Here is a 20,341-nt window from a genome sequence, read left to right as displayed (position 1 = left end):
TAAATTTCTATTTCTAGTCACCAATGATTCTTATATTCATTGGTAACAATCAACAAAAATCCACACAAGTTGTTCTTCATTGCTTTTAATGATTTCTCATTGATTCGTCATCAATGAGCACAAATGCTTTAAAATCTTAGTCTTAAACTAGAATTCGTATCGCATATTGCGTTGGAATGATGTGCATTATAGGGAATATATTTTGTTTGGCAAGCACATTTTTAAAAATTATTTTCAGGTGAGTGCTAATTAATCAAAACCACCTTAAAAAGGTAATCAAATTTAAGGCTAGGTTGTTTAATTTAGCACCTAAAACCACACTTTAAAATAATTTTTACTTTAAATACAATACTATATTACAATATACTTTTTATTAATTTGTTATTTAAATGAAAACCTTACAGCCTTTCTTTTTTATATCACTCATGATTCTCATACTTTCTGCATGTACTTCTAACAATACACCATCGACTGCACCCATCAGTACATTTAAAAATACAGAAGAATATTCAACCCAACTTATAGACATAATTTCAAATGAAAAAAATTTTGCACTGAAGAAAAATAGTATTTTTCGTGATGATTTAAGGTTTGATATTCGGGCGATTGATGATCATCAAGAATTAATTACTGTCACTGCTTATAAACCTGAAAATAATGAACCAGACCCAATTGGAAAAATCAAAGTTAATAAAACTGAACAGACAATTAGAAATTCTACATTTGGCGATATAGCAGCACTCACAATTAAATTGGGTGAACACACTCATTTTATTGCAGATTGCTTTTAGTTATTTAATCGACAGTGACTTGTAGCAAATCTTCAATAGGTGTAACTATACTTATATTGCCAATCGCTATGTGTAATTGAAATTTGGTTATGCATAGTAGGTTTTAATCAATATAAAACCATTTAATAATTGTTATATATAGCACGCTGCAATAAAGTGAATATGTGTCATAACCTTTAAGTCAAAACAACTTTTCCAAGTGCTTTTAAGAATTCTAAGTTTCTTTCTCTGTTGTTAAAGCGATTAATCAATAGTATAGATTGAATTGCACTCATATTTAGTATGTAACTCAATACGCATTAAACATGTCCTGACAGCACATTTGAAAATATGAATGATGAGTTAAAGATCATTCAACCTTTAATTCTGCACTATCTATTCGCATCCAACCTAAACTACCAACATATATAGATAAACTTACTGATTTGAGCCTTAAAACAACTATGCCCTTTTACTCTTTATAGAATATTCACTTTTGGTGTCTATCCTTCCGATAAAGCCAAGCCGTTTTATTTGTTTTTCACTGTCATTTTAGTAATGATAACAGGAGTTACTGGAACATTTTGATAGCGTCCTTGGGAGGCTGTTGCAACATGTGAGATCTTATCAACAATGTCCATACCTTGAGTCACTTTGCCAAATACAGCATAGCCTGTGTCATACGGGTTTTTATTTAATGCAGGATTGTCTTCAAGATTAATAAAAAACTGTGAGTTAGCAGAATTGGGATCGTTGGTTCTTGCCATAGCTAATGTGCCACGAGTATTGGTCAGCCCATTATAAGATTCATTAATAATCGGCTGACCAGCTGTTTTAGCTTGCATTTGAGCATCAAAACCACCGCCTTGTATCATAAAGCCAGGAATAACACGGTGAAATGTTGTGCCTTGATAAAAATTAGACTTCACATATTGAATAAAGTTTTTACTTGAAATAGGTGCTTGCTTGCTAAAAATCTCAACTTCTATTTTTCCAAGATTGGTGGTGATTTCTACGTAATTATTTGCTAGAGCAAATGGACTAGTACTCAATAATACACCAGCAAGTATATATTTATTCATGGCTGTACTCATTTGATATGGTGGTTCAGTAATTTTATAAACAAACAAGTATAAGTATTTTATTTTGAATAGATAGCAAGAGTTAAGCTGTCTTATTTAAGAATCAATCTAGTCAATTGGTTTTATTATAAATGTATTAAAAAAATGAGCCATCTATGCTGACCTGATTTTGCATAAATGACTCATTGAAACAGCATATAAAGCATGTTTTTAAAACACCTTTCTAATCTCTACATCTGGTGCGTAGTGATCTAATCGTTTTGATAAAATATGTAGCTTTCGTGTTGGTACAGCAGGAAATAAGTGATGCTCAACATGCAGGAACATATTGTAGGTGATCACTCTTTTAATTGGATTTCTAATTGTGCGTGCCATATAAACATGATCTTCAGTGCCATGATGAACAGTCCATACTGCAAAAAAAGCAGTCATACATTGGCCAAAAAGCATTACTAAAACATGGTATTTAAGTACAGTCACATCAATAATAAAGAAGACAAGGCCAATTAGTAAAAGATTTACGATAAGTTCAACAGTCATCCATTTTTTTTGTGTTTTGGTCGCAACTTGAAAAGCTTTTCTGTGTAGTAGTATCGGAAAAAATGGACCGAAGATAAATGCTTTCCACCACACCATTCGAGCACTTTTTGCTTCAACATCCTCTTCGCTCATACAATATTGATGATGGCGTAGGTGATTAATTTGTATTGCATGCATAGAACCTAGCATCAATAGACTGAACAAAAAGATGAAGTAATGTGTTTTTGGTTTACTAAGACCTAGCGCAAAATGAAAAGCATTATGGACTTGTCGAAGACCAGTTAAAAAAAACATAAATGAACACATTAAAGCCAAGACATACCATTGTTGATACGCTAAAAATAATGAGGAAATAAGCCATGGTGATGAGATCAATAATTCTGAGATAACATCTCGAGTATTAAGTTCTAATAAGTCTTTCCATTGCACGTTTTCTAGCATTTGACGATGTGAAGTCATAATTATCTCAAATCATAATAAAATGATATAAGAAAATGAAAGCATCCTTGCTTTTGCTTTCATTTCACCCAAAAACATGATTTAAATCATGTGTTAAATGAAGAATAAAAGAATACGTATTCAGTTATATTACCAAAATATAATATATTAAACATATCACACTATTTATAACTTGTAATGATTATTCAGCAAATTAGATGATTTAATTTTCAACTTAAATTAAGACTTTTAAACGATTATTTATTATTAATTTCATGATAAATATGAATCAAGTTCACTTGGAATTTAGTATGATGATAGAGTGAATACAGACATAATGTTATAAATAGATATCCACATCCAAAAACTATATATAGTGGATAAGTTAAAAGATATCCACAACTAACAACTAGATGTAGTGGATAACTCAAAAGATATACACAGCCTTACTGTGAATAAATAAATATTTTAATTCTGATCAGAAAGATATCCACAATATTCTTGCCAAAACGTGGATAAGTTGATTTGTTACCAAAATCACTCAACCTAATTCATTTCGTGAATTCTTGTTTTAAATAAATTAACAAGACTGAATATTGGTAAGTAATTTGAACAAGTAGTGGTAATCTACCAAAAAAATGTAATCTTCATCTAGGTTTATAAAATGAAAAAAACAAATTTAGTGTCAGTATCTGTTTTATCTGCCCTCGGTTTATTGGGTTTGCCTCTACATGCAGAATTGATCGTTAACAATGGCGCAATACAGCAGCAATCACCAATGCTTACGACGTCGCAACCTTCAAGCCATGACCCTGCTTTTTCAGCATGTTTAGCAAATTTACGCTCAAGTGCCATTCAAGCAAAAGTCAGCCCAAGTACATATGATCAATATACTGCCAATTTAACGCCTGACTATTCGGTACTTGAAAAACTAAATTATCAACCTGAGTTTTCGACACCAATTTGGGATTACTTGTCAGGCTTAGTTGATGATGAAAGAGTCCATGCTGGTCAAGAAAAGTTAAACCAATATCGTGATGTTTTAAATCGTGTTGCTGCAACTTATGGTGTTCCTGCTGAAACAGTCGTTGCAGTTTGGGGGGTTGAAAGCAATTTTGGGGATATCTCAGGTAAATATCCACTTTTACAATCTTTAGGTACATTAAGCTGTGCTGGTCGCAGACAAAGTTATTTCCGCACAGAGTTTTTTGCCACATTACGGATTTTACAACGTGGTGATTTAACTGAAGATCAGTTAAAAGGCTCATGGGCAGGTGCATTTGGGCACACACAATTTATGCCTTCCACATATGAACGCCTTGCTGTAGATTTTGATGGTGATGGTCGTCGTGATCTCGTTTCGAGTACACCTGATGCACTTGCTTCAACAGCCAATTTTCTAAAAAAAGCAGGCTGGCAAACAGGCATGCCATGGGGCTTTGAAGTGAAAATTCCAAATGGATTATCGACTCAAAATCAAGGTCGACGAGCGAAAAAACCGTTATCTGAATGGGTCAATCAAGGTGTTACCCGTATTGATGGAACAGTTCTTGTGCAAGGCAATTTAACCACTGAAACACCTGCTGGCTTATTCATGCCTGCAGGTGCTGAAGGGCCGGTCTTTTTGGTATTTAAAAACTTTGATGCAATCTATAGTTATAATGCAGCTGAAAGTTATGCCTTGGCAATTGCTTATTTATCAGACCGATTAGCCAATAAAGCAAAAATACAAACTGCTTGGCCAACTGAAGATGCTGGAACTTCACGTGCTGAACGTCGTGAAATTCAAACCTATTTATTGCTCAATGGTTATGAGATTGGTAATGCAGACGGTTTAATTGGAGACAAAACTCGCCAAGCTATTCAGCAAGAACAACAAAAAATGGGGTTAAAGGCGACTGGGCGAGCAGGGCAGTTGTTTTTACAAGCAATTCGAGCAAAAAACACCGTACGATAATATCGGAAGATGATACGTATGATATTCATCTACGTATCATCTTTTACTTATTTGGCAGGTGGTGTAAGTGCTGTCAATATATCAAATAATGCAACTGTAATATCTTGACTTAAATCATGATCATTAAAGATTTCTTTTGCTGTAATGGTAATGTCGGTATCGCTTGGTAATTCTTTTTGCTCTTCTTCAATCAAGACTTCAATTGGCTGGACGGTATGTTTGACTTCAATCCGAATTAGATCTTGGTAGTCCACAAATTCATCATCAATTTCAATTGCTTGTTGATTAAGATAAGGTAAAAAAACCAATGTAATATAATGATTTAGATCGTTTGGTTCAATGTTGAAATATTCAATATCGCGTCTTTCTTCAACTTTATTTGTTTCTTCATTGATTTCAATCGTTAGGTGATAATAACTCATATTACAACTCCAAACGTTCATATGGCATCATTCATTAATAACAAATTTTTACCATAGTTTAAAAAAGTAAGCGTCCTATCCATGTATGATAAGAATGATTTTGGATATTTGTTAACTATACTTATCTTTAAGATAAGGTAAAACAAATTGTTCAGTCAATGGAGCAAGGCGTAGCTGTTGTGAATTATTGAAATCAATCCAAGAGATTTCAGCAATCTCAGCCGAATGACAAGGATGACCTGTTATATCGACTTCAAACACATGTGCTTGAAGCTCAAATCCGACTTCATTTGCTGCTGTGGTATGTATGATGCCCAATGAATGTTTAATTTGTGCGTCGACCTGAATCTCTTCTTGAATTTCTCGTATTAAAGCATCTTCTGCTGATTCATACGGCTCAATTTTTCCTCCAACTTGCATATAAAAGACAGTACCATGTTTTCTGACAAGAAGTAATTCTTTGTTTTGATTAATGATAATTGCTGCAGAGACAGTAATCACTTTTTTTTGCGTATTAACCATAATAAGTGATCTCAATGTAATGGCGACTAAGGCTGAAAATTTCGTTATTAATTAACGTATGATTACATTCTCCTATCAAAAGTTAACAATATTCAAAGATGATAAATATCAATGATATAAAATTATTTTGAATATTAATTATACAAATGTACGACATTGGCTACATACGTAATACATAGAGTTTTATACTCTGTGTTTGCCCAACATAATATAAAAAAATAACGAACTAGAATAATAACAAAGCTATAATCAGAGGGTGGGCGACAGACCTCTTTATCTACACGATAAAGAGGTCTGTCACTTTCTAGCGTTTAGTGATTAATTATACGGCGACTCATTGCATCTACACAATACGCAATAATACAGCCAAATAGGCAATATAAAACGCGTAATAATGCACCTTCAAATGTATTGTGAGAGACATCATAGACAGTCACAATTAATAAACCTGATAATGCAATTCCGCAATATTCAATATGATTCAATACAACACAAATTATCGTCGTACAAATAATTCCCATCAAAATCAACCAATACTCTGCGTATATTAATGTATGGTGCATTGATAATTTAGAGATAATTACCCATGCAAAAATTCCTATACTCGATCCAATAAGATTACCTGTAATTTGATTAAAATTTACTTTGCTTTGAATATCCGCCTGTATCGTGAAGAACGCGGTTAGTGAGCTCCATAAGAAAAAATTTGATACTTGAGACTGATCAAAAGCAATTGATAATGCCGTGACAATCAGTGCGCATAAAGTAATTTTAACCACATAAATAAGTTTATCGACATGCTGATATGAATGATTTGGGGTCATAATTTATTCTTTTAGCAGTTCATCAATTCAAACCAAATTATAGACTTTTGGCCATAAAAAAACCGCGCTTATGCGCGGTTTTTTTTGAGATAAAAATTACTTCTTATCGTCTTTTACTTCTTTAAATTCAGCATCAACAACGCCATCGTCTGCTTTTTTGCTACCAGCACCTTCTTGGTTAAATGCATTCGGATCAAATCCTGCTGCACCACCTTGACCGCCTTGTGCTTGTTCATAAGCACGTTGAGTAATTGGCATCAAAATGTTTTGTAAGCTTTCAGTTTTTGCAGTGATTGCTTCAACATCATTTTCTTTCGTTGCTGCTTCTAACTCAGTAACTGCGGTATTTACTGCAGTTTTTTCGTCTTCAGTCACTTGATCGCCTAAATCTTTCACTGCTTTATTCGCACTTGAGATTAAAGCATCTGCTTCATTACGTGCTTTAGCAATTTCTTCAAATTTGCGATCTTCTTCTGCATTCGCTTCAGCATCTTGAATCATCGCTTCAATTTCAGCATCAGATAAACCTGAGTTTGCTTTAATTTGAATTGATTGTTCTTTGCCTGTGCTCTTGTCTTTTGCTGATACTTTTAAAATACCATCCGCATTAATGTCAAATGACACTTCAATTTGTGGTACGCCACGTGGTGCAGGTGGAATATCGCCCAATTGGAAGTTACCTAGCAATTTGTTTTGCTGTGCAATTTTACGCTCACCTTGGAACACTGAAATATCTACAGCAGGTTGATTATCTGCTGCTGTTGAGAATACTTGCGATTTTTTCGCAGGAATTGTCGTGTTCTTTTCGATGATTGCAGTTAATACACCACCCATTGTTTCGATACCTAACGTTAATGGTGTTACGTCAAGTAATAAAACATCTGTTTTGTCGCCAGACAATACAGCGCCTTGAATTGCTGCACCCATTGCAACAGCTTCATCTGGATTAACATCACGGCGTGGCTCTTTGCCGAAAAAGTCTTGTACTTTTTGTTGTACAAGTGGCATACGTGTTTGACCACCAACCAAGATCACATCAGAAATGTCACCATTTGATAAGCCAGCATCTTTTAATGCAATACGGCAAGGCTCAAGGGTGCGTTCTACTAGGTCTGCAACCAATGATTCAAGTTTTGCACGCGTCACATTAATCACTAAATGCTTAGGACCTGATGCATCTGCTGTGATATATGGCAAATTGATTTCTGTACTTGTTGATGAAGACAATTCAATTTTTGCTTTTTCAGCAGCTTCTTTCAAACGTTGTAACGCCAATGGATCGCTTTTTAAGTTCACATCTTGGTCTTTTTTGAATTCAGCAACAAGATAGTCAATTAATGCTGTATCAAAGTCTTCACCACCTAAGAATGTATCACCATTTGTAGATAATACTTCAATTTGTTGGTCGCCATCTAAGTCAGCAATTTCAATGATTGATACGTCAAATGTACCACCACCTAAATCGTATACAGCAACTTTACGATCGCCTTCTTTTTTATCCATACCAAATGCAAGCGCAGCAGCAGTTGGCTCGTTGATGATACGTTTTACATCAAGACCTGCGATACGACCTGCATCTTTCGTTGCTTGACGTTGCGCATCATTAAAATAAGCAGGGACAGTAATAACTGCTTCTGTTACTGTTTCACCTAGGTAGTCTTCTGCAGTTTTCTTCATTTTTTTCAGAATTTCTGCAGATACTTGTTGTGGTGCCAATTTTTTATCGTTGACATCAACCCATGCATCACCGTTGTCTGCTTTTACAATTTTGTATGGCACAAGACCAATATCTTTTTGTACAGCAGAGTCTTCGTATCTACGACCAATTAAACGCTTGATCGCATATAATGTGTTTTTAGGGTTTGTAACTGCTTGACGTTTTGCACTTTGACCTACCAATGTTTCGCCGTCTTTATAAGCAATAATTGATGGTGTTGTACGTGTGCCTTCAGCGTTATCAATTACTTTAACTTTATCGCCTTCAAGTACTGCAACACATGAGTTGGTTGTACCTAAATCAATACCAATAATCTTAGCCATTAAATGTATTCCTTAATTTTTACAAAATCTTTACTTGTTATCTGATATAAGATTCAATCTGTTTTTTTCAAGTATATTTGCGAAAATTCATGCAAATTATCTCGTTTTATTTGGTTATTGACCGACAGTAACCATTGCTGGGCGTAATAGACGTCCTGACAGCGTATAACCTTTTTGAAGAACATTACCAATCACGCCTGCAGCAACATCTGGTGCAATACCCACAGCTTGGTGTAATTCGGCATTAAATCCATTCTCGGTATCCACAGCAACGATGTCATGCTTTTCTAATGCAGATGTTAATGATTTCAATGTTAACTCTACACCTTCAAGTAATGGTGTTTTTTCATCACCTGCAGCTTGAATAGCACGCTCTAGGTTATCGACAGAATCAAGTAGGCTTTTTGCGAACTTTTCTAAAGCAAACTTTTTCGCGTTGTCTGCTTCACGTTCAATGCGTTCTTTTACTTTTTCTGCATCATACACTGCATTGGCTGCACGGGCTTTTTCAAGTTTCAAACTGTCTTTAAGCTGTGCAATTTCGTTTTCTAATGCATCAGTGCTTTTTTCTGCAGCTTCAGTCTGTTCATCAGCTTGAGTATTTTCAACTTGTTCAGCTTCTAATGGTTTCTCTTGAACTGAATCTTTTTGCTCATTCGCCATTGATGATCTCCGTTTAAAAAATTTTTCAAACATGTACAGCCCTCAAAAATAAAATCAGCATGCATAAAGGCTTAACTGAAGTGAACTGTCATGAGCGTCATGAAAGATAAGATTACTTAGGAAGGTCGGGTTGGAATGATAAAATTCAAGAGTAAAGTGCAATTATTTTAGTTTTTTTGCACAATTTTTTAATAAAGTGCTGTTTTGGTATGTAGAAAACAAAAAGCGACTATTGGAAATAGTCGCTTTTTTAAACATGATAGATTAAATATGAATTTGCGTTTCTTTGGTTAATGCCAAAGGTTCTGGCAAAATTTCAGCCAATTGTTGGCACAATGTTGTCAGCATGGCTGGATTTTTTGGCATAAGGGTAATATGGCCAAGCTTCCGACCTTCACGCTCACTTTTGTCATATAAATGAAGATGTGCGCCGTCTAATGCCAACACTGCTGCAACATCTGGGTGTTGTCCAATGACATTGACCATCACTGTTGGCTGAATAAGGTCTGTAGAGCCAAGTGGCAACCCTGCAACAGCACGAATGTGATTTTCGAATTGTGAACATACAGCGCCTTCAATAGACCAATGGCCTGAGTTATGCACACGTGGTGCCATTTCATTGGCATATAAACCATCAGCTGTCACAAAAAGCTCGAGTGTTAATACACCAACATAATCCAAATGGGTCAGTAAGCGTGCAATATACTCTTCAGCAACGGGTTGTAAGTCATCACTTTGTGGGGCAGGGACAATTGAATGAGATAAAATGCCTTCATGGTGATGATTTTCTGCCAATGGCCAAATTTTAATATCTCCATCTTGACCGCGTACAGCAATGATAGATACTTCTCGTGAAAAATTAACAAAGCTCTCTGCAATCAATGATTTTGCAGGACCAAGTTGCGCCCAAGCTTCCTCAATTTGTTCAGCATGACGAATAATAAATTGACCTTTACCATCATAGCCACCTGTTGCAGTTTTCAATACCACAGGTAATCCTAAGTTATCCACAGCAACTCTAAGATTATCCACACTATCCACAGGTAAAAACGGTGCAACTGGAATATCTAAAACGCGGAATAAGTTTTTTTCTAATAACCGATTTTGCGCGATCGCTAAAGCTTCTGCAGGCGGGTAAATTGTTTTATGTTCCATCAGCAATTCAACATCAGCCAACGGCGTGTTTTCGAATTCTAAACTAAATACATCTGCGCTTTGAGTAAATGGAATTAACTCAGGGTCAGCAGATGAAAATACTTTACCGAGTGCTGCAGCAGGACACGATCGGTTAGCTTCATAAAAAGTACATTGAATATTTAAAGGCAGTGCCGCTTGTGCCATCATGCGACCCAATTGCCCGCCACCAAAAATACCGATGGTTTTACTCATGTTTAACCTCGTTTTATAGTTGCCCAGGAATATTTTTACTTGATACTTTTTCAGTTTGTGCCAAACGGAAGTCTTGAACTTTTTGTGCAATGTGCGGACGGGTTAATGCCAAAATTTGTGCAGCTAAAATCGCGGCATTGGTTGCACCTGCATTGCCAATTGCCAATGTCCCAACTGCAATACCTGCTGGCATTTGAACAATCGATAATAAAGAGTCAACGCCATTGAGAATAGAAGATTTAACTGGAACACCAAGCACTGGTAGTTCAGTTTTAGCAGCACACATACCTGGTAAATGTGCAGCACCACCAGCACCTGCAATAATCACTTGAATCCCACGTGCTTTAGCTGTTTCAGCATATTCAAATAAACGATCTGGTGTACGGTGTGCTGAAACCACTTCTGCCTCAAAAGGCACATCAAGTTGTTTTAACATATTTGCGGTATGTTCAAGCGTTGCCCAGTCTGACTGAGATCCCATGATAATGCCCACTAAAGGTTGAACTTCTGCTGCGGTATTCATGAATAATTCCAATGGAGGTTAACAGTAGACGAAAATGTGCCTACTTAATGCGAAATGAAAGAATCTTAAATGCATTATAGCCTGTTTTGTTGTGTTCACTAAATAACTTAATGCACCCATTCACCCCCGTGTTTCAACATCCGTTATCTATTGATGTCTTTTTAACATTGCATACAACAATGATAAAACTACGCATTTAATACGGTATATCAATCTATTTTTAACTACAGTACACTCGAGCGTGTCAATCATTGATCAAATCACGTATATTACATGTGAAGCATATGCGATCTATAAAAAATAATTTTATAAAACAATGGTATAAAAATATTGTTTAGATATTTTTAATACATCAAAGCATCATTTTAAAATGACAATTGTATAGATGACATCATTTCGATGAACCACCATAAGCCATGAGGAAATAACAATGAAATCACGTGCTGCTGTTGCATTTGGTCCGGGGCAACCATTAAAAATCGTAGAAGTTGATGTTGCACCACCTAAACAAGGTGAAGTGCTCATTCGCATGACACATACTGGGGTATGTCATACAGATGCATTTACATTATCAGGTGAAGACCCTGAGGGTCTTTTTCCTGCCATTTTAGGTCATGAAGGTGCAGGAATTGTGGTTGAAGTGGGTGAGGGTGTGACGAGTGTCCAACCTGGAGATCATGTCATTCCGTTATATACTGCTGAATGTAAAGAGTGTTTATTTTGTAAATCAGGCAAAACCAATTTATGTACTGCAGTTCGTGCAACCCAAGGAAAAGGCGTCATGCCTGATGGAACCAGTCGCTTCTCTTATGAAGGACAACCAATTTACCATTATATGGGTTGTTCAACCTTTAGTGAATATAGCGTGGTTGCCGAAGTATCAGTGGCAAAAATTCATCCTGATGCCAATCCTGAGCAAGTCTGTTTGCTTGGTTGCGGCATTACCACAGGTATTGGTGCAGTACATAACACAGCCAAAGTTCAAGCAGGCGATAGCGTTGCCGTATTTGGTTTAGGTGGAATTGGTTTGGCTGTTGTACAAGGTGCTAAGCAAGCACAAGCTGGGCGTATTATTGTCATTGATACCAATCCTGATAAATTTAAATTGGCCAAAGAGTTTGGTGCAACTGACTTTTTAAATCCAAAAGATTATGACCAACCTATTCAGCAAGTGATTGTTGAAATGACGGGCTGGGGAGTGGACCATACTTTTGAATGTATTGGTAATACACAAGTTATGCGTGCTGCCTTAGAATCGGCGCATCGAGGTTGGGGTCAATCCATTATTATTGGTGTAGCAGGCTCAGGACAAGAAATTTCTACTCGTCCATTTCAATTGGTGACAGGGCGTACATGGAAAGGTACCGCCTTTGGTGGTGTTAAAGGCCGCTCACAATTGCCAAAAATGGTTGAAGATGCAATGCAAGGTCACATTCAATTGGCACCTTTTGTCACTCACACCATGCCGCTTGAGCAAATTAACGATGCATTTGAGCTAATGCATGGCGGTCAATCTATTCGTACAGTCATTCATTACTAATTCAAATCGGTCATGATTCAATGCAGTCATGACCGAATTTGGTATGATATCGCCCTAGTTATTCATTTAAATCTAAACTCAAATAACAGTTTGGATTGTTTTGCTTACACCGACCATGCAATACATATGATCTGCAGGTCAACATCGGATTTGGAGTAAAGGTCATTATGCATCTGCATATTTTAGGTATTTGTGGCACATTTATGGGCTCGCTTGCATTACTTGCTCGCGATTTGGGACATCAAGTTACTGGCTCAGATCTGAACGTTTATCCGCCGATGTCAACTCAACTTGAAAATGCAGGCATTACTTTAATGCAAGGTTATGATGCAAGCCATTTACAGCCTGCACCTGACTTAGTGATTGTTGGAAATGCCATGAAACGTGGTATTGATGCCATCGAATATATGCTAAATGCAGGCCTACCTTATATTTCAGGACCACAGTTTTTAGCAGACTATGTGTTACAAGGAAAACATGTGCTTGGTGTTGCAGGTACCCATGGTAAAACCACCACCACCACCATGTTGGCTTGGATTTTAGATCAAGCAGGACTTGCCCCTGGTTTTCTGATTGGTGGCGTACCACAAGGGTTTAAAGAAAGTGCACGATTGGGCGCAGGGCAATATTTTGTCGTTGAAGCAGATGAGTACGATTCTGCATTTTTTGATAAAAGATCAAAGTTTGTTCACTACCATCCTAAAACTGCCATTTTAAATAATTTAGAATTTGACCATGCCGACATTTTTGATGATTTGGCCGCGATTCAAAAGCAATTTCATCACTTAGTACGTACCATTCCAAGTGAAGGTCGTATTATTGCACCAATCACTGAATCTCATATTGATGAAGTCCTTCAAATGGGCTGTTGGACACCTGTTGTGCGTACAGCATTGCAGTCAGATCATTCTGCACATCTATGTTCGACCTTATTGGCTGACGATGGCAGTCATTTTACTGTACATCAACAGCAAGACTGCCTAGGTGAAGTGCAGTGGAATATGACTGGACAACATAATGTTGCTAATGCTTTAGCTGCCATTAGTGCAGCAGAACATGTTGGTGTTCGTGTTGAAGATGCATGCCGTGCTTTATCACAATTTGGTGGAATTAAACGACGGATGGAATTACTCGATACGATCCATGGTATTGAAGTATATGATGACTTTGCACATCACCCCACTGCGATTGCAACCACATTAGATGGTGCAAGAAAACGGTTACCACAACAACGTTTGTGGGCGGTGATTGAACCACGCTCAAACACCATGCGCATGGGTGCACATAAAGCAGGGCTGGCGGATGCTGCACGTTTAGCAGATGACGTTATTTGGTATCAACCTGAAGGCTTAGATTGGGATTTAAGTCCTGTAATTGAAGCATCGAGCAACCGTGCTGCTGTGTTTCAATCTTTAGAGCAGATCATTCATCACTTAAAAACCCATGCTCAAACAGGCGATGCGATTGTAATTATGTCCAATGGAAGTTTTGGTGGCTTACATCAAAAACTCATTCAGGCATTAAAAGCCAAAATATAATTTGCATTCAAAATATGAATCTGTCATTCTAAATAACAGATTGGATGAATTTCATCCAAAACAATATATGCAGTGAACAAGGGGAGTAGCCTCCTCCAAGCTTAACCCGTTTAAGCGTCAGATTGCCGTCAATACGCTTTGAAAAAAGTCGGTATCTGAGCATTACAATCGTGTGTTCTGTAATGTAGGCAAGACCTTGATCATGTTGTTACAGAAGATTAAAAAAATCATCTGGCAACAGGTCAAGGTTTTTTTATGCCTGATGCTAGATGGGGAGAAAATATGGACTCTATCGGAAACATTTGGTTATATCTTGTCTTTTTTGGCATTGTCTTTGTCATGCTATTAATTGACTTTTTAGGATTCAAACAAAAAAACTCAGATCAAGGCACGCAATCTGTATCTATTAAACAAGCTGCGTATTGGAGTATTGCATGGGTCAGTGTGTCATTGATTTTTGCAGGTGGACTGTGGCTTTATTTGAAACAAACCATTGGTATCGAAATTGCTAACCAAAAAACGCTCGAATATTTAGCAGGTTATTTACTTGAAAAATCTCTAGCTATTGATAATGTGTTTGTTTGGTTAATGATTTTCTCTGCATTTGCTATTCCGCCTGCGTTACAGCGCCGTGTATTACTTTATGGTGTACTTGGTGCAATTATTTTACGTACAATATTTATCTTTATTGGCGCATGGCTCATTCAAGAGTTCTCTTGGATTCTTTACATCTTTGGTGCATTTTTGGTTTATACAGGCTTTAAATTCTTAAAAGGACAAGAAGACGACCCAAACATCGAAGACATGGCACTGTTAAAATGGCTACGTAAAAAGTTACCAATTACCTCAACATTACGTGGTGAAAAGTTTACAGTTCGTGATCAAGGCAAATTCTTTTTCACACCACTATTTATTGTTTTAATTTTGGTTGAATTTTCAGATGTGATTTTTGCTGTCGATTCAATTCCAGCCATTTTTGCGGTGACCAATGATCCGTTTATTGTATTAAGTGCAAACTTAATGGCAATTTTAGGTTTAAGAGCAATGTTCTTCTTACTCTCAGGTGCAGCCGAAAAAATGCATTACTTGCCTTATGGCTTAGGTGTTATTTTATTGTTCATCGGCTTCAAAATGCTCATGCTTGATGTGTTCCATATGCCAATTTGGTTCTCATTATTGTTTATTGCTGTGGTGCTTACCATTACCGCTATTTTATCATTCCGTTATAGTAAAAACTTAGAGCAAAAGTAACCGTCTCGATCATGCACCATTTATCAATCTATAAGTGGTGCATCATACAGCACATCATTTTCGTAAACTTCAAAAAATCAGCTACAATTCATCTAAACAGTTAAGGTACATTTCTTATGGCAGACTCATCACAGCCAACCATTATTCGTGGCCGCTTTTTAGATATTCAGCACCTTGTTAGCCAGCCTGCTGAAATTAAAGAGGCTGTCCGCTACATTGAAGATGGTGTTTTAATGACTGTACAAGGCAAAATCGTTTGCTTTGGTGCATGGCAAGATCATCAAGACAATTTACCCTCTGATGTAGAAGTTAAGCATTATCCTGATCAACTGATTGTACCAGGCTTTATTGATACACATATTCATTATCCACAGACTGAAATGATCGGTGCCTATGGTGAGCAACTACTGAGTTGGTTAAACACCTATACCTTTCCCACAGAAATACAGTTTGAAGATCCAAGTTATGCCAAACACATTGCAGCATTTTTTGTCAATCAGTTATTAAAACATGGCACAACCACTGCACTTGTATTTTGCACAGTTCATCCTGCATCAGTTGATGCTTTGTTTGAGCAAGCTTCTGAAATTAATATGCGCCTCATTGCAGGAAAAGTGATGATGGATCGTCATGCTCCAGAAGCATTGTGTGATACTGCCGAATCATCTTATCAAGAATCTAAACAGTTGATTGAAAAATGGCATGGACAGGGGCGAGCTTTATATGCCATCACTCCACGCTTTGCGCCCACATCAACGCATGCTCAATTAGAGCGAGCAGGGCAGTTAAAAGCGGAGTTTCCATCAGTTTATATCCATACCCATTTAAGCGAAAATAAAGATGAAATTGCATGGGTAAAAGATCTGTTCCCGGAGCGCGAGGGTTATTTAGATGTATATCATCATTATGGTTTGACAGGGTCGCACTCTGTATTTGCGCATTGCGTCCATTTGGAAGAACAAGAATGGCAATGTATGCATGATACACAGTCTGCAATTGCTTTTTGTCCGACCTCTAATTTGTTTTTAGGAAGTGGGCTATTTCCATTGCAAAAAACATGGGATAAACAAGTCAAAGTCGGTTTAGGCACTGATGTTGGTGCAGGGACATCCTTCTCTCAATTACAAACAGTCAATGAAGCGTATAAAGTACAGCAATTGCAAGGCAATAAGCTGTCAGCATTTGAGTCGCTGTACCACTTAACTTTAGGTGGTGCCAAAGCATTGAATTTAGATCACCTACTAGGTAATTTTGACGTCGGTAAAGAAGCTGATTTTGTGGTGCTTGATCTTGCTGCAACAGAATTACAAGCATTACGCCAATCTAAACAGAAAAACATTGAAGACAGTCTTTTTGCACTATTTACCTTAGGAGATGATCGCAATGTGCTTGCAACCTACATTGATGGCAAAGAAGCCTATTATAAAGTCTAAGTGGCGTATGATCGGTTCAATTACAGTGATTACAACATGTCTTTTATTACTTAAAAGTGATACACGCACTCACAAAAGTCAAAAGGGCTAAAGTAATCTAATAATGCATCTGTTTGTTTTTTGCTTTAAACTAAAGGTCTAATTTGAGGTGTTGCAACGCAACACCTTTTTTATTCGTAGATTTAGGGTTTTGCGATGACTGTTCAAATGAATGTGATGATTTCTGCAGATGAAATTCAGGCTAAAGTTAAACAACTCGGTGAGCAAATTAGCCAATTTTATGCAAATAGTGATAAAGAATTGGTTTTAATTGGCTTATTACGAGGTTCGGTCATTTTTATGGCAGATCTTTGTCGTGAAGTAGATAAAGCACATGAGCTCGATTTTATGACAGTATCGAGCTATGGGGGTGGCACAGTATCTGGCCGTGATGTCAAAATTCTAAAAGATTTAGATGGTGAAATTCGTGGCAAAGATGTCTTAATCATTGAGGACATTATTGACTCTGGCAATACTTTAAGCAAAGTATTAGAAATTTTAGAAACACGTCAACCACATTCTATTGAGCTATGTACACTAGTAAGTAAGCCATCACGCCGTGAAATTGAACTTGATGTACGCTTTTTGGGTTTTGAAGTCGAAGACCGCTTTATTGTTGGTTATGGTTTAGATTACAACCAAAAATACAGACACCTTCCTTTTATCGGAGAGATTGGTCTTTAAATACCAAATGAGAAGCGGGCATCACCGCTTCTCATTCAACAAAATGCTACATATAATTGCAAAAATAATGCTTTGATTTACTCGAAATCATCTGATAATTAATTATAAATCAAGACACTCAGAATAAAATAATTTTGATGAATTACAATAAGGAGTTTGAACCATGTGGAACTTGATCGTCACCGTATTAATTGGTTTTTTTGCAGGTCTAATCGCTCGTGCTTTACATCCAGGCAATGACAAAGCTGGTTTTATTGTAACAAGTGCTTTAGGTATTTTAGGTTCTGTTGTTGCCACGTATTTAGGGCGTTTTCTCAACTTATATGATGCACACTCTTCAGCAGGATTTATTGCCTCTGTAATTGGTGCCATTATTATTTTGGTTGTTTATAGCTTTTTTACAAAACAAGATTAACAGGCAAATTAGAGCAGTATGAGGCCTTCATACTGCTCAATATTTATTTACTCGCTTGTATCTCTTTTAATGTGTTTTCAATGTCCTGTTTTGACATATAGCCCATACTTTTCATACCATTTGAAAAAATAATTCCTGGTGTTCCATCAATTCCAAGTTTACGACCCAAAGTTAAGTTTCGATCAATTGGATGGCTACAGTTGGCATTTGCTTGAGGTAAAATGCCTTGTGTAATCAATCGATTCCAAGCATAAGCTTTATTTGCACTACACCAAACACGCTGTGCAGGTGCAATTGACTGTTGTCGAATTGGAAATATAAAAGTATAAATAGTCACATCACTGAGCTGTGCAAGCTCTGCTTCCAATCGTTTACAGTATGGGCAGTATGGATCAGAAAAAACTGCTATTTTTCGCTGCCCATTGCCTTTAACTGTTTGAATAGCATCGTTTAAAGGTAGACTTGACCAATCTATTTTATTGATTGACATGCTTAATGCTTTGGTCAAATTCTTCTGATCTTTTAGACGAATCATAGAACCTAAAATGACATATTGCCCTGTGGGATCTAAATAAACAATTTGATCATCTAATGTGGCGCTATAGAGTTGTTTGACTTCAGTTGGCTGAATATTTTTAAAATCTAAATTTGGATACTGCGTTTTTAATTGCTGTGCCAATGTACTGTCTGCTGCATAGGTCGAATGAATTGCCATCAACGTAGCCACAATAGCGCAGAACTTTCCTAAAATTGTTTTTTTCATATCTCACCATGTTAAACATCATCTATGATTTGGCATTTGAACTCATGTGGTTTTTCGCTGAATAACCATAATGTTTCACGTGAAACATCATGGTCTATATCATAGAGTTATTTACCAATACAAAATGAACCAAAGATTTTTCCAAGTAAATCATCAGCTGTGAAGTCACCTGTAATTTCACTGAGCGAATTTTGTGCTAAACGCAAAGATTCAGCCACCAATTCACCTGCTTGATAGTCTGTCAGTTGTTCATGTGCATCAACCAAATGCTCTTGTGTACGACGCATTGCATCTAAATGACGTGTTCTTGCAATAAAGGTATCTTCTTCAGGCTGAAAGCCGACATGATCTGTGATGGTGTTAATCAATTGCTCCATACCTAAACCTTCAGTTGCAGATACTGAGATATGACGATACCCCTCATAACTCCCCACATGAAATGCATCTGTAGTTAAATCACATTTGTTACCAATTAGTATTAAACGAGCAGGGGCTTGATCATCTAAGAAATAATGTTGCGCAAGTAACAGGGGATCATCATCCGTATTTAAGTCATATACCAACAGCAGTAAATCAGCCTGATTAATTTCTTTAATTGCACGGCGTATACCTTCTTTTTCAACAATATCAACAGTTTCTCTTAATCCTGCAGTATCAGTTAAAGTAATCGGCAAGCCATTTAATGTGATTTTTTCATGCAATGTGTCACGCGTGGTTCCTGCAATATCCGTTACAATCGCGCGCTCATTGCCTGCCAAAGCATTTAATAAACTCGACTTTCCTGCATTGGGTTTTCCTGCAATAACAACTTGCAAACCTTCTCGCAGTAACTGACCTTGCCGAGCGGTTTTTTGTACGCTTGAAATTGCGTTTTGTACGCCTTTTAATAAATTTAATATTTTACCATCTGCTAAAAAATCGATTTCTTCTTCTGGAAAGTCAATGGCTGCTTCTACATGCAATCGCAAATGAATAAGCTGCTCTAAAACAGTTTGAATCCGTTTTGAAAAGTCACCTTGTAAAGAGCGTACCGCGGATCGGGCTGCAGCTTGAGAAGTTGCATCAATTAAATCGGCAATCGCTTCCGCTTGCACGAGGTCTAATTTATTATTTTCAAATGCGCGTAGTGAAAATTCACCCGCTTTCGCTGCTGTTGCGCCAAGCTCTAAAACACGCTCTAACAGCGTATTTTGGATCACAGGGCCACCATGACCTTGAATCTCGACAACATCCTCACCTGTGAACGATGCAGGCGTAGCAAAGCAAATAATTAACCCTTCATCTAACACACGTTGCTGATGATCAAAGAACTGACGAAATGCTGCCATTCTTTGCTTTGGCAACGGCTTTTGGGTCAGCTGTTCAGCAATTAAATAGGCTTTAGGTCCAGATAAACGAATAACACCAACACCACCTTTACCTGGCGGTGTAGCAATTGCAGCAATCGTTGTTAGAGTTTTCATTGAACCTTATTCTCATCTACAAAAAAACCGCTTAAGCATACCATG

At 37.0% G+C, this 20,341-nt stretch carries 19 protein-coding genes; 8 read left to right on the top strand and 11 right to left on the bottom strand.

Annotation, left to right across the window (positions count from 1 at the left end; genetic code table 11):
- The first annotated feature begins 389 nt into the window (after positions 1-389).
- Positions 390-791, top strand: a complete 402-nt coding sequence (locus CFY84_RS10865; protein ID WP_088824375.1) for a hypothetical protein — start codon at positions 390-392, stop codon at positions 789-791.
- Between the two features lie 509 nt (positions 792-1,300).
- On the opposite strand, the gene CFY84_RS10860 is transcribed toward CFY84_RS10865, so the two are convergent.
- Both CFY84_RS10860 and CFY84_RS10855 read right to left on the bottom strand, forming a co-directional pair.
- Positions 1,301-1,852, bottom strand: coding sequence for a peptidylprolyl isomerase (locus CFY84_RS10860; protein ID WP_088824374.1), 552 nt, complete (start codon positions 1,850-1,852; stop codon positions 1,301-1,303).
- 210 nt (positions 1,853-2,062) lie between these two features.
- Positions 2,063-2,851 carry a fatty acid desaturase gene (locus tag CFY84_RS10855; RefSeq protein WP_088824373.1) on the bottom strand — a complete coding sequence of 263 codons (789 nt, stop codon included), beginning with the start codon at positions 2,849-2,851 and terminating at the stop codon, positions 2,063-2,065.
- A 643-nt stretch (positions 2,852-3,494) separates the two neighbouring features.
- On the opposite strand from CFY84_RS10855, the gene CFY84_RS10850 reads away from it, so the two are divergent.
- Positions 3,495-4,787 carry a lytic murein transglycosylase gene (locus tag CFY84_RS10850; RefSeq protein ID WP_088824372.1) on the top strand — a complete coding sequence of 431 codons (1,293 nt, stop codon included), beginning with the start codon at positions 3,495-3,497 and terminating at the stop codon, positions 4,785-4,787.
- A gap of 47 nt (positions 4,788-4,834) precedes the next feature.
- Here CFY84_RS10850 and CFY84_RS10840 read toward each other — a convergent pair whose 3' ends face one another.
- From CFY84_RS10840 to purE, 7 genes are all read right to left on the bottom strand, one after another.
- Positions 4,835-5,209, bottom strand: a complete 375-nt coding sequence (locus tag CFY84_RS10840) for a hypothetical protein (RefSeq protein WP_088824371.1) — start codon at positions 5,207-5,209, stop codon at positions 4,835-4,837.
- A gap of 111 nt (positions 5,210-5,320) precedes the next feature.
- Positions 5,321-5,731 carry an NUDIX hydrolase gene (locus tag CFY84_RS10835; RefSeq protein WP_088824370.1) on the bottom strand — a complete coding sequence of 137 codons (411 nt, stop codon included), beginning with the start codon at positions 5,729-5,731 and terminating at the stop codon, positions 5,321-5,323.
- A gap of 311 nt (positions 5,732-6,042) precedes the next feature.
- Positions 6,043-6,555 (bottom strand): aromatic acid exporter family protein, encoded by a 513-nt coding sequence (locus CFY84_RS10830; RefSeq protein WP_088824369.1) that lies wholly within the window; start codon positions 6,553-6,555, stop codon positions 6,043-6,045.
- A gap of 96 nt (positions 6,556-6,651) precedes the next feature.
- Complete coding sequence (dnaK, locus tag CFY84_RS10825; protein ID WP_088824368.1) at positions 6,652-8,595, bottom strand: molecular chaperone DnaK; 1,944 nt, start codon at positions 8,593-8,595, stop codon at positions 6,652-6,654.
- 114 nt (positions 8,596-8,709) lie between these two features.
- Positions 8,710-9,258 (bottom strand): nucleotide exchange factor GrpE, encoded by a 549-nt coding sequence (grpE, locus tag CFY84_RS10820; protein WP_088824367.1) that lies wholly within the window; start codon positions 9,256-9,258, stop codon positions 8,710-8,712.
- A 264-nt stretch (positions 9,259-9,522) separates the two neighbouring features.
- A complete protein-coding gene (locus CFY84_RS10815; protein WP_088824366.1) occupies positions 9,523-10,647 on the bottom strand; it encodes a 5-(carboxyamino)imidazole ribonucleotide synthase in 1,125 nt (374 codons plus the stop codon).
- A gap of 13 nt (positions 10,648-10,660) precedes the next feature.
- Positions 10,661-11,170, bottom strand: a complete 510-nt coding sequence (gene purE / locus CFY84_RS10810; protein ID WP_088824365.1) for a 5-(carboxyamino)imidazole ribonucleotide mutase — start codon at positions 11,168-11,170, stop codon at positions 10,661-10,663.
- A gap of 430 nt (positions 11,171-11,600) precedes the next feature.
- On the opposite strand from purE, the gene CFY84_RS10805 reads away from it, so the two are divergent.
- From CFY84_RS10805 to CFY84_RS10780, 6 genes are all read left to right on the top strand, one after another.
- Positions 11,601-12,710, top strand: coding sequence for an S-(hydroxymethyl)glutathione dehydrogenase/class III alcohol dehydrogenase (locus CFY84_RS10805; RefSeq protein WP_088824364.1), 1,110 nt, complete (start codon positions 11,601-11,603; stop codon positions 12,708-12,710).
- A 167-nt stretch (positions 12,711-12,877) separates the two neighbouring features.
- Positions 12,878-14,248: a UDP-N-acetylmuramate:L-alanyl-gamma-D-glutamyl-meso-diaminopimelate ligase gene (gene mpl / locus CFY84_RS10800; RefSeq protein WP_088824363.1), complete on the top strand. Its 1,371-nt coding sequence runs from the start codon at positions 12,878-12,880 to the stop codon at positions 14,246-14,248.
- Positions 14,249-14,530: 282 nt separating this feature from the next.
- Positions 14,531-15,499, top strand: a complete 969-nt coding sequence (locus CFY84_RS10795; protein ID WP_088824362.1) for a TerC family protein — start codon at positions 14,531-14,533, stop codon at positions 15,497-15,499.
- Between the two features lie 116 nt (positions 15,500-15,615).
- Positions 15,616-16,932: a guanine deaminase gene (gene guaD / locus CFY84_RS10790; RefSeq protein ID WP_088824361.1), complete on the top strand. Its 1,317-nt coding sequence runs from the start codon at positions 15,616-15,618 to the stop codon at positions 16,930-16,932.
- Positions 16,933-17,127: 195 nt separating this feature from the next.
- Positions 17,128-17,655: a hypoxanthine phosphoribosyltransferase gene (gene hpt / locus CFY84_RS10785; RefSeq protein ID WP_088824360.1), complete on the top strand. Its 528-nt coding sequence runs from the start codon at positions 17,128-17,130 to the stop codon at positions 17,653-17,655.
- 163 nt (positions 17,656-17,818) lie between these two features.
- Complete coding sequence (locus tag CFY84_RS10780) at positions 17,819-18,070, top strand: GlsB/YeaQ/YmgE family stress response membrane protein (protein ID WP_088824359.1); 252 nt, start codon at positions 17,819-17,821, stop codon at positions 18,068-18,070.
- Between the two features lie 43 nt (positions 18,071-18,113).
- On the opposite strand, the gene CFY84_RS10775 is transcribed toward CFY84_RS10780, so the two are convergent.
- Positions 18,114-18,785, bottom strand: coding sequence for a DsbC family protein (locus tag CFY84_RS10775; protein WP_171289082.1), 672 nt, complete (start codon positions 18,783-18,785; stop codon positions 18,114-18,116).
- A gap of 155 nt (positions 18,786-18,940) precedes the next feature.
- A complete protein-coding gene (gene mnmE, locus CFY84_RS10770; RefSeq protein ID WP_088824357.1) occupies positions 18,941-20,296 on the bottom strand; it encodes a tRNA uridine-5-carboxymethylaminomethyl(34) synthesis GTPase MnmE in 1,356 nt (451 codons plus the stop codon).
- Positions 20,297-20,341: the final 45 nt, after the last annotated feature.

The organism is Acinetobacter apis (genome assembly GCF_900197575.1).
Lineage (GTDB): Bacteria > Pseudomonadota > Gammaproteobacteria > Pseudomonadales > Moraxellaceae > Acinetobacter > Acinetobacter apis.
The sequence above is the reverse complement of the archived record's forward strand: the minus strand, read 5'-3'. Positions and strand labels throughout refer to the sequence as shown.

Bases quoted from the DNA above. Each gene is read 5' to 3' on its own strand.
- CFY84_RS10865 (WP_088824375.1), top strand. From the start codon at position 390: ATGAAAACCTTACAGCCTTTCTTTTTTATATCACTCATGATTCTCATA.
- CFY84_RS10860 (WP_088824374.1), bottom strand. From the start codon at position 1,852: ATGAATAAATATATACTTGCTGGTGTATTATTGAGTACTAGTCCATTT.
- CFY84_RS10855 (WP_088824373.1), bottom strand. From the start codon at position 2,851: ATGACTTCACATCGTCAAATGCTAGAAAACGTGCAATGGAAAGACTTA.
- CFY84_RS10850 (WP_088824372.1), top strand. From the start codon at position 3,495: ATGAAAAAAACAAATTTAGTGTCAGTATCTGTTTTATCTGCCCTCGGT.
- CFY84_RS10840 (WP_088824371.1), bottom strand. From the start codon at position 5,209: ATGAGTTATTATCACCTAACGATTGAAATCAATGAAGAAACAAATAAA.
- CFY84_RS10835 (WP_088824370.1), bottom strand. From the start codon at position 5,731: ATGGTTAATACGCAAAAAAAAGTGATTACTGTCTCTGCAGCAATTATC.
- CFY84_RS10830 (WP_088824369.1), bottom strand. From the start codon at position 6,555: ATGACCCCAAATCATTCATATCAGCATGTCGATAAACTTATTTATGTG.
- dnaK (WP_088824368.1), bottom strand. From the start codon at position 8,595: ATGGCTAAGATTATTGGTATTGATTTAGGTACAACCAACTCATGTGTT.
- grpE (WP_088824367.1), bottom strand. From the start codon at position 9,258: ATGGCGAATGAGCAAAAAGATTCAGTTCAAGAGAAACCATTAGAAGCT.
- CFY84_RS10815 (WP_088824366.1), bottom strand. From the start codon at position 10,647: ATGAGTAAAACCATCGGTATTTTTGGTGGCGGGCAATTGGGTCGCATG.
- purE (WP_088824365.1), bottom strand. From the start codon at position 11,170: ATGAATACCGCAGCAGAAGTTCAACCTTTAGTGGGCATTATCATGGGA.
- CFY84_RS10805 (WP_088824364.1), top strand. From the start codon at position 11,601: ATGAAATCACGTGCTGCTGTTGCATTTGGTCCGGGGCAACCATTAAAA.
- mpl (WP_088824363.1), top strand. From the start codon at position 12,878: ATGCATCTGCATATTTTAGGTATTTGTGGCACATTTATGGGCTCGCTT.
- CFY84_RS10795 (WP_088824362.1), top strand. From the start codon at position 14,531: ATGGACTCTATCGGAAACATTTGGTTATATCTTGTCTTTTTTGGCATT.
- guaD (WP_088824361.1), top strand. From the start codon at position 15,616: ATGGCAGACTCATCACAGCCAACCATTATTCGTGGCCGCTTTTTAGAT.
- hpt (WP_088824360.1), top strand. From the start codon at position 17,128: ATGACTGTTCAAATGAATGTGATGATTTCTGCAGATGAAATTCAGGCT.
- CFY84_RS10780 (WP_088824359.1), top strand. From the start codon at position 17,819: ATGTGGAACTTGATCGTCACCGTATTAATTGGTTTTTTTGCAGGTCTA.
- CFY84_RS10775 (WP_171289082.1), bottom strand. From the start codon at position 18,785: ATGGCAATTCATTCGACCTATGCAGCAGACAGTACATTGGCACAGCAA.
- mnmE (WP_088824357.1), bottom strand. From the start codon at position 20,296: ATGAAAACTCTAACAACGATTGCTGCAATTGCTACACCGCCAGGTAAA.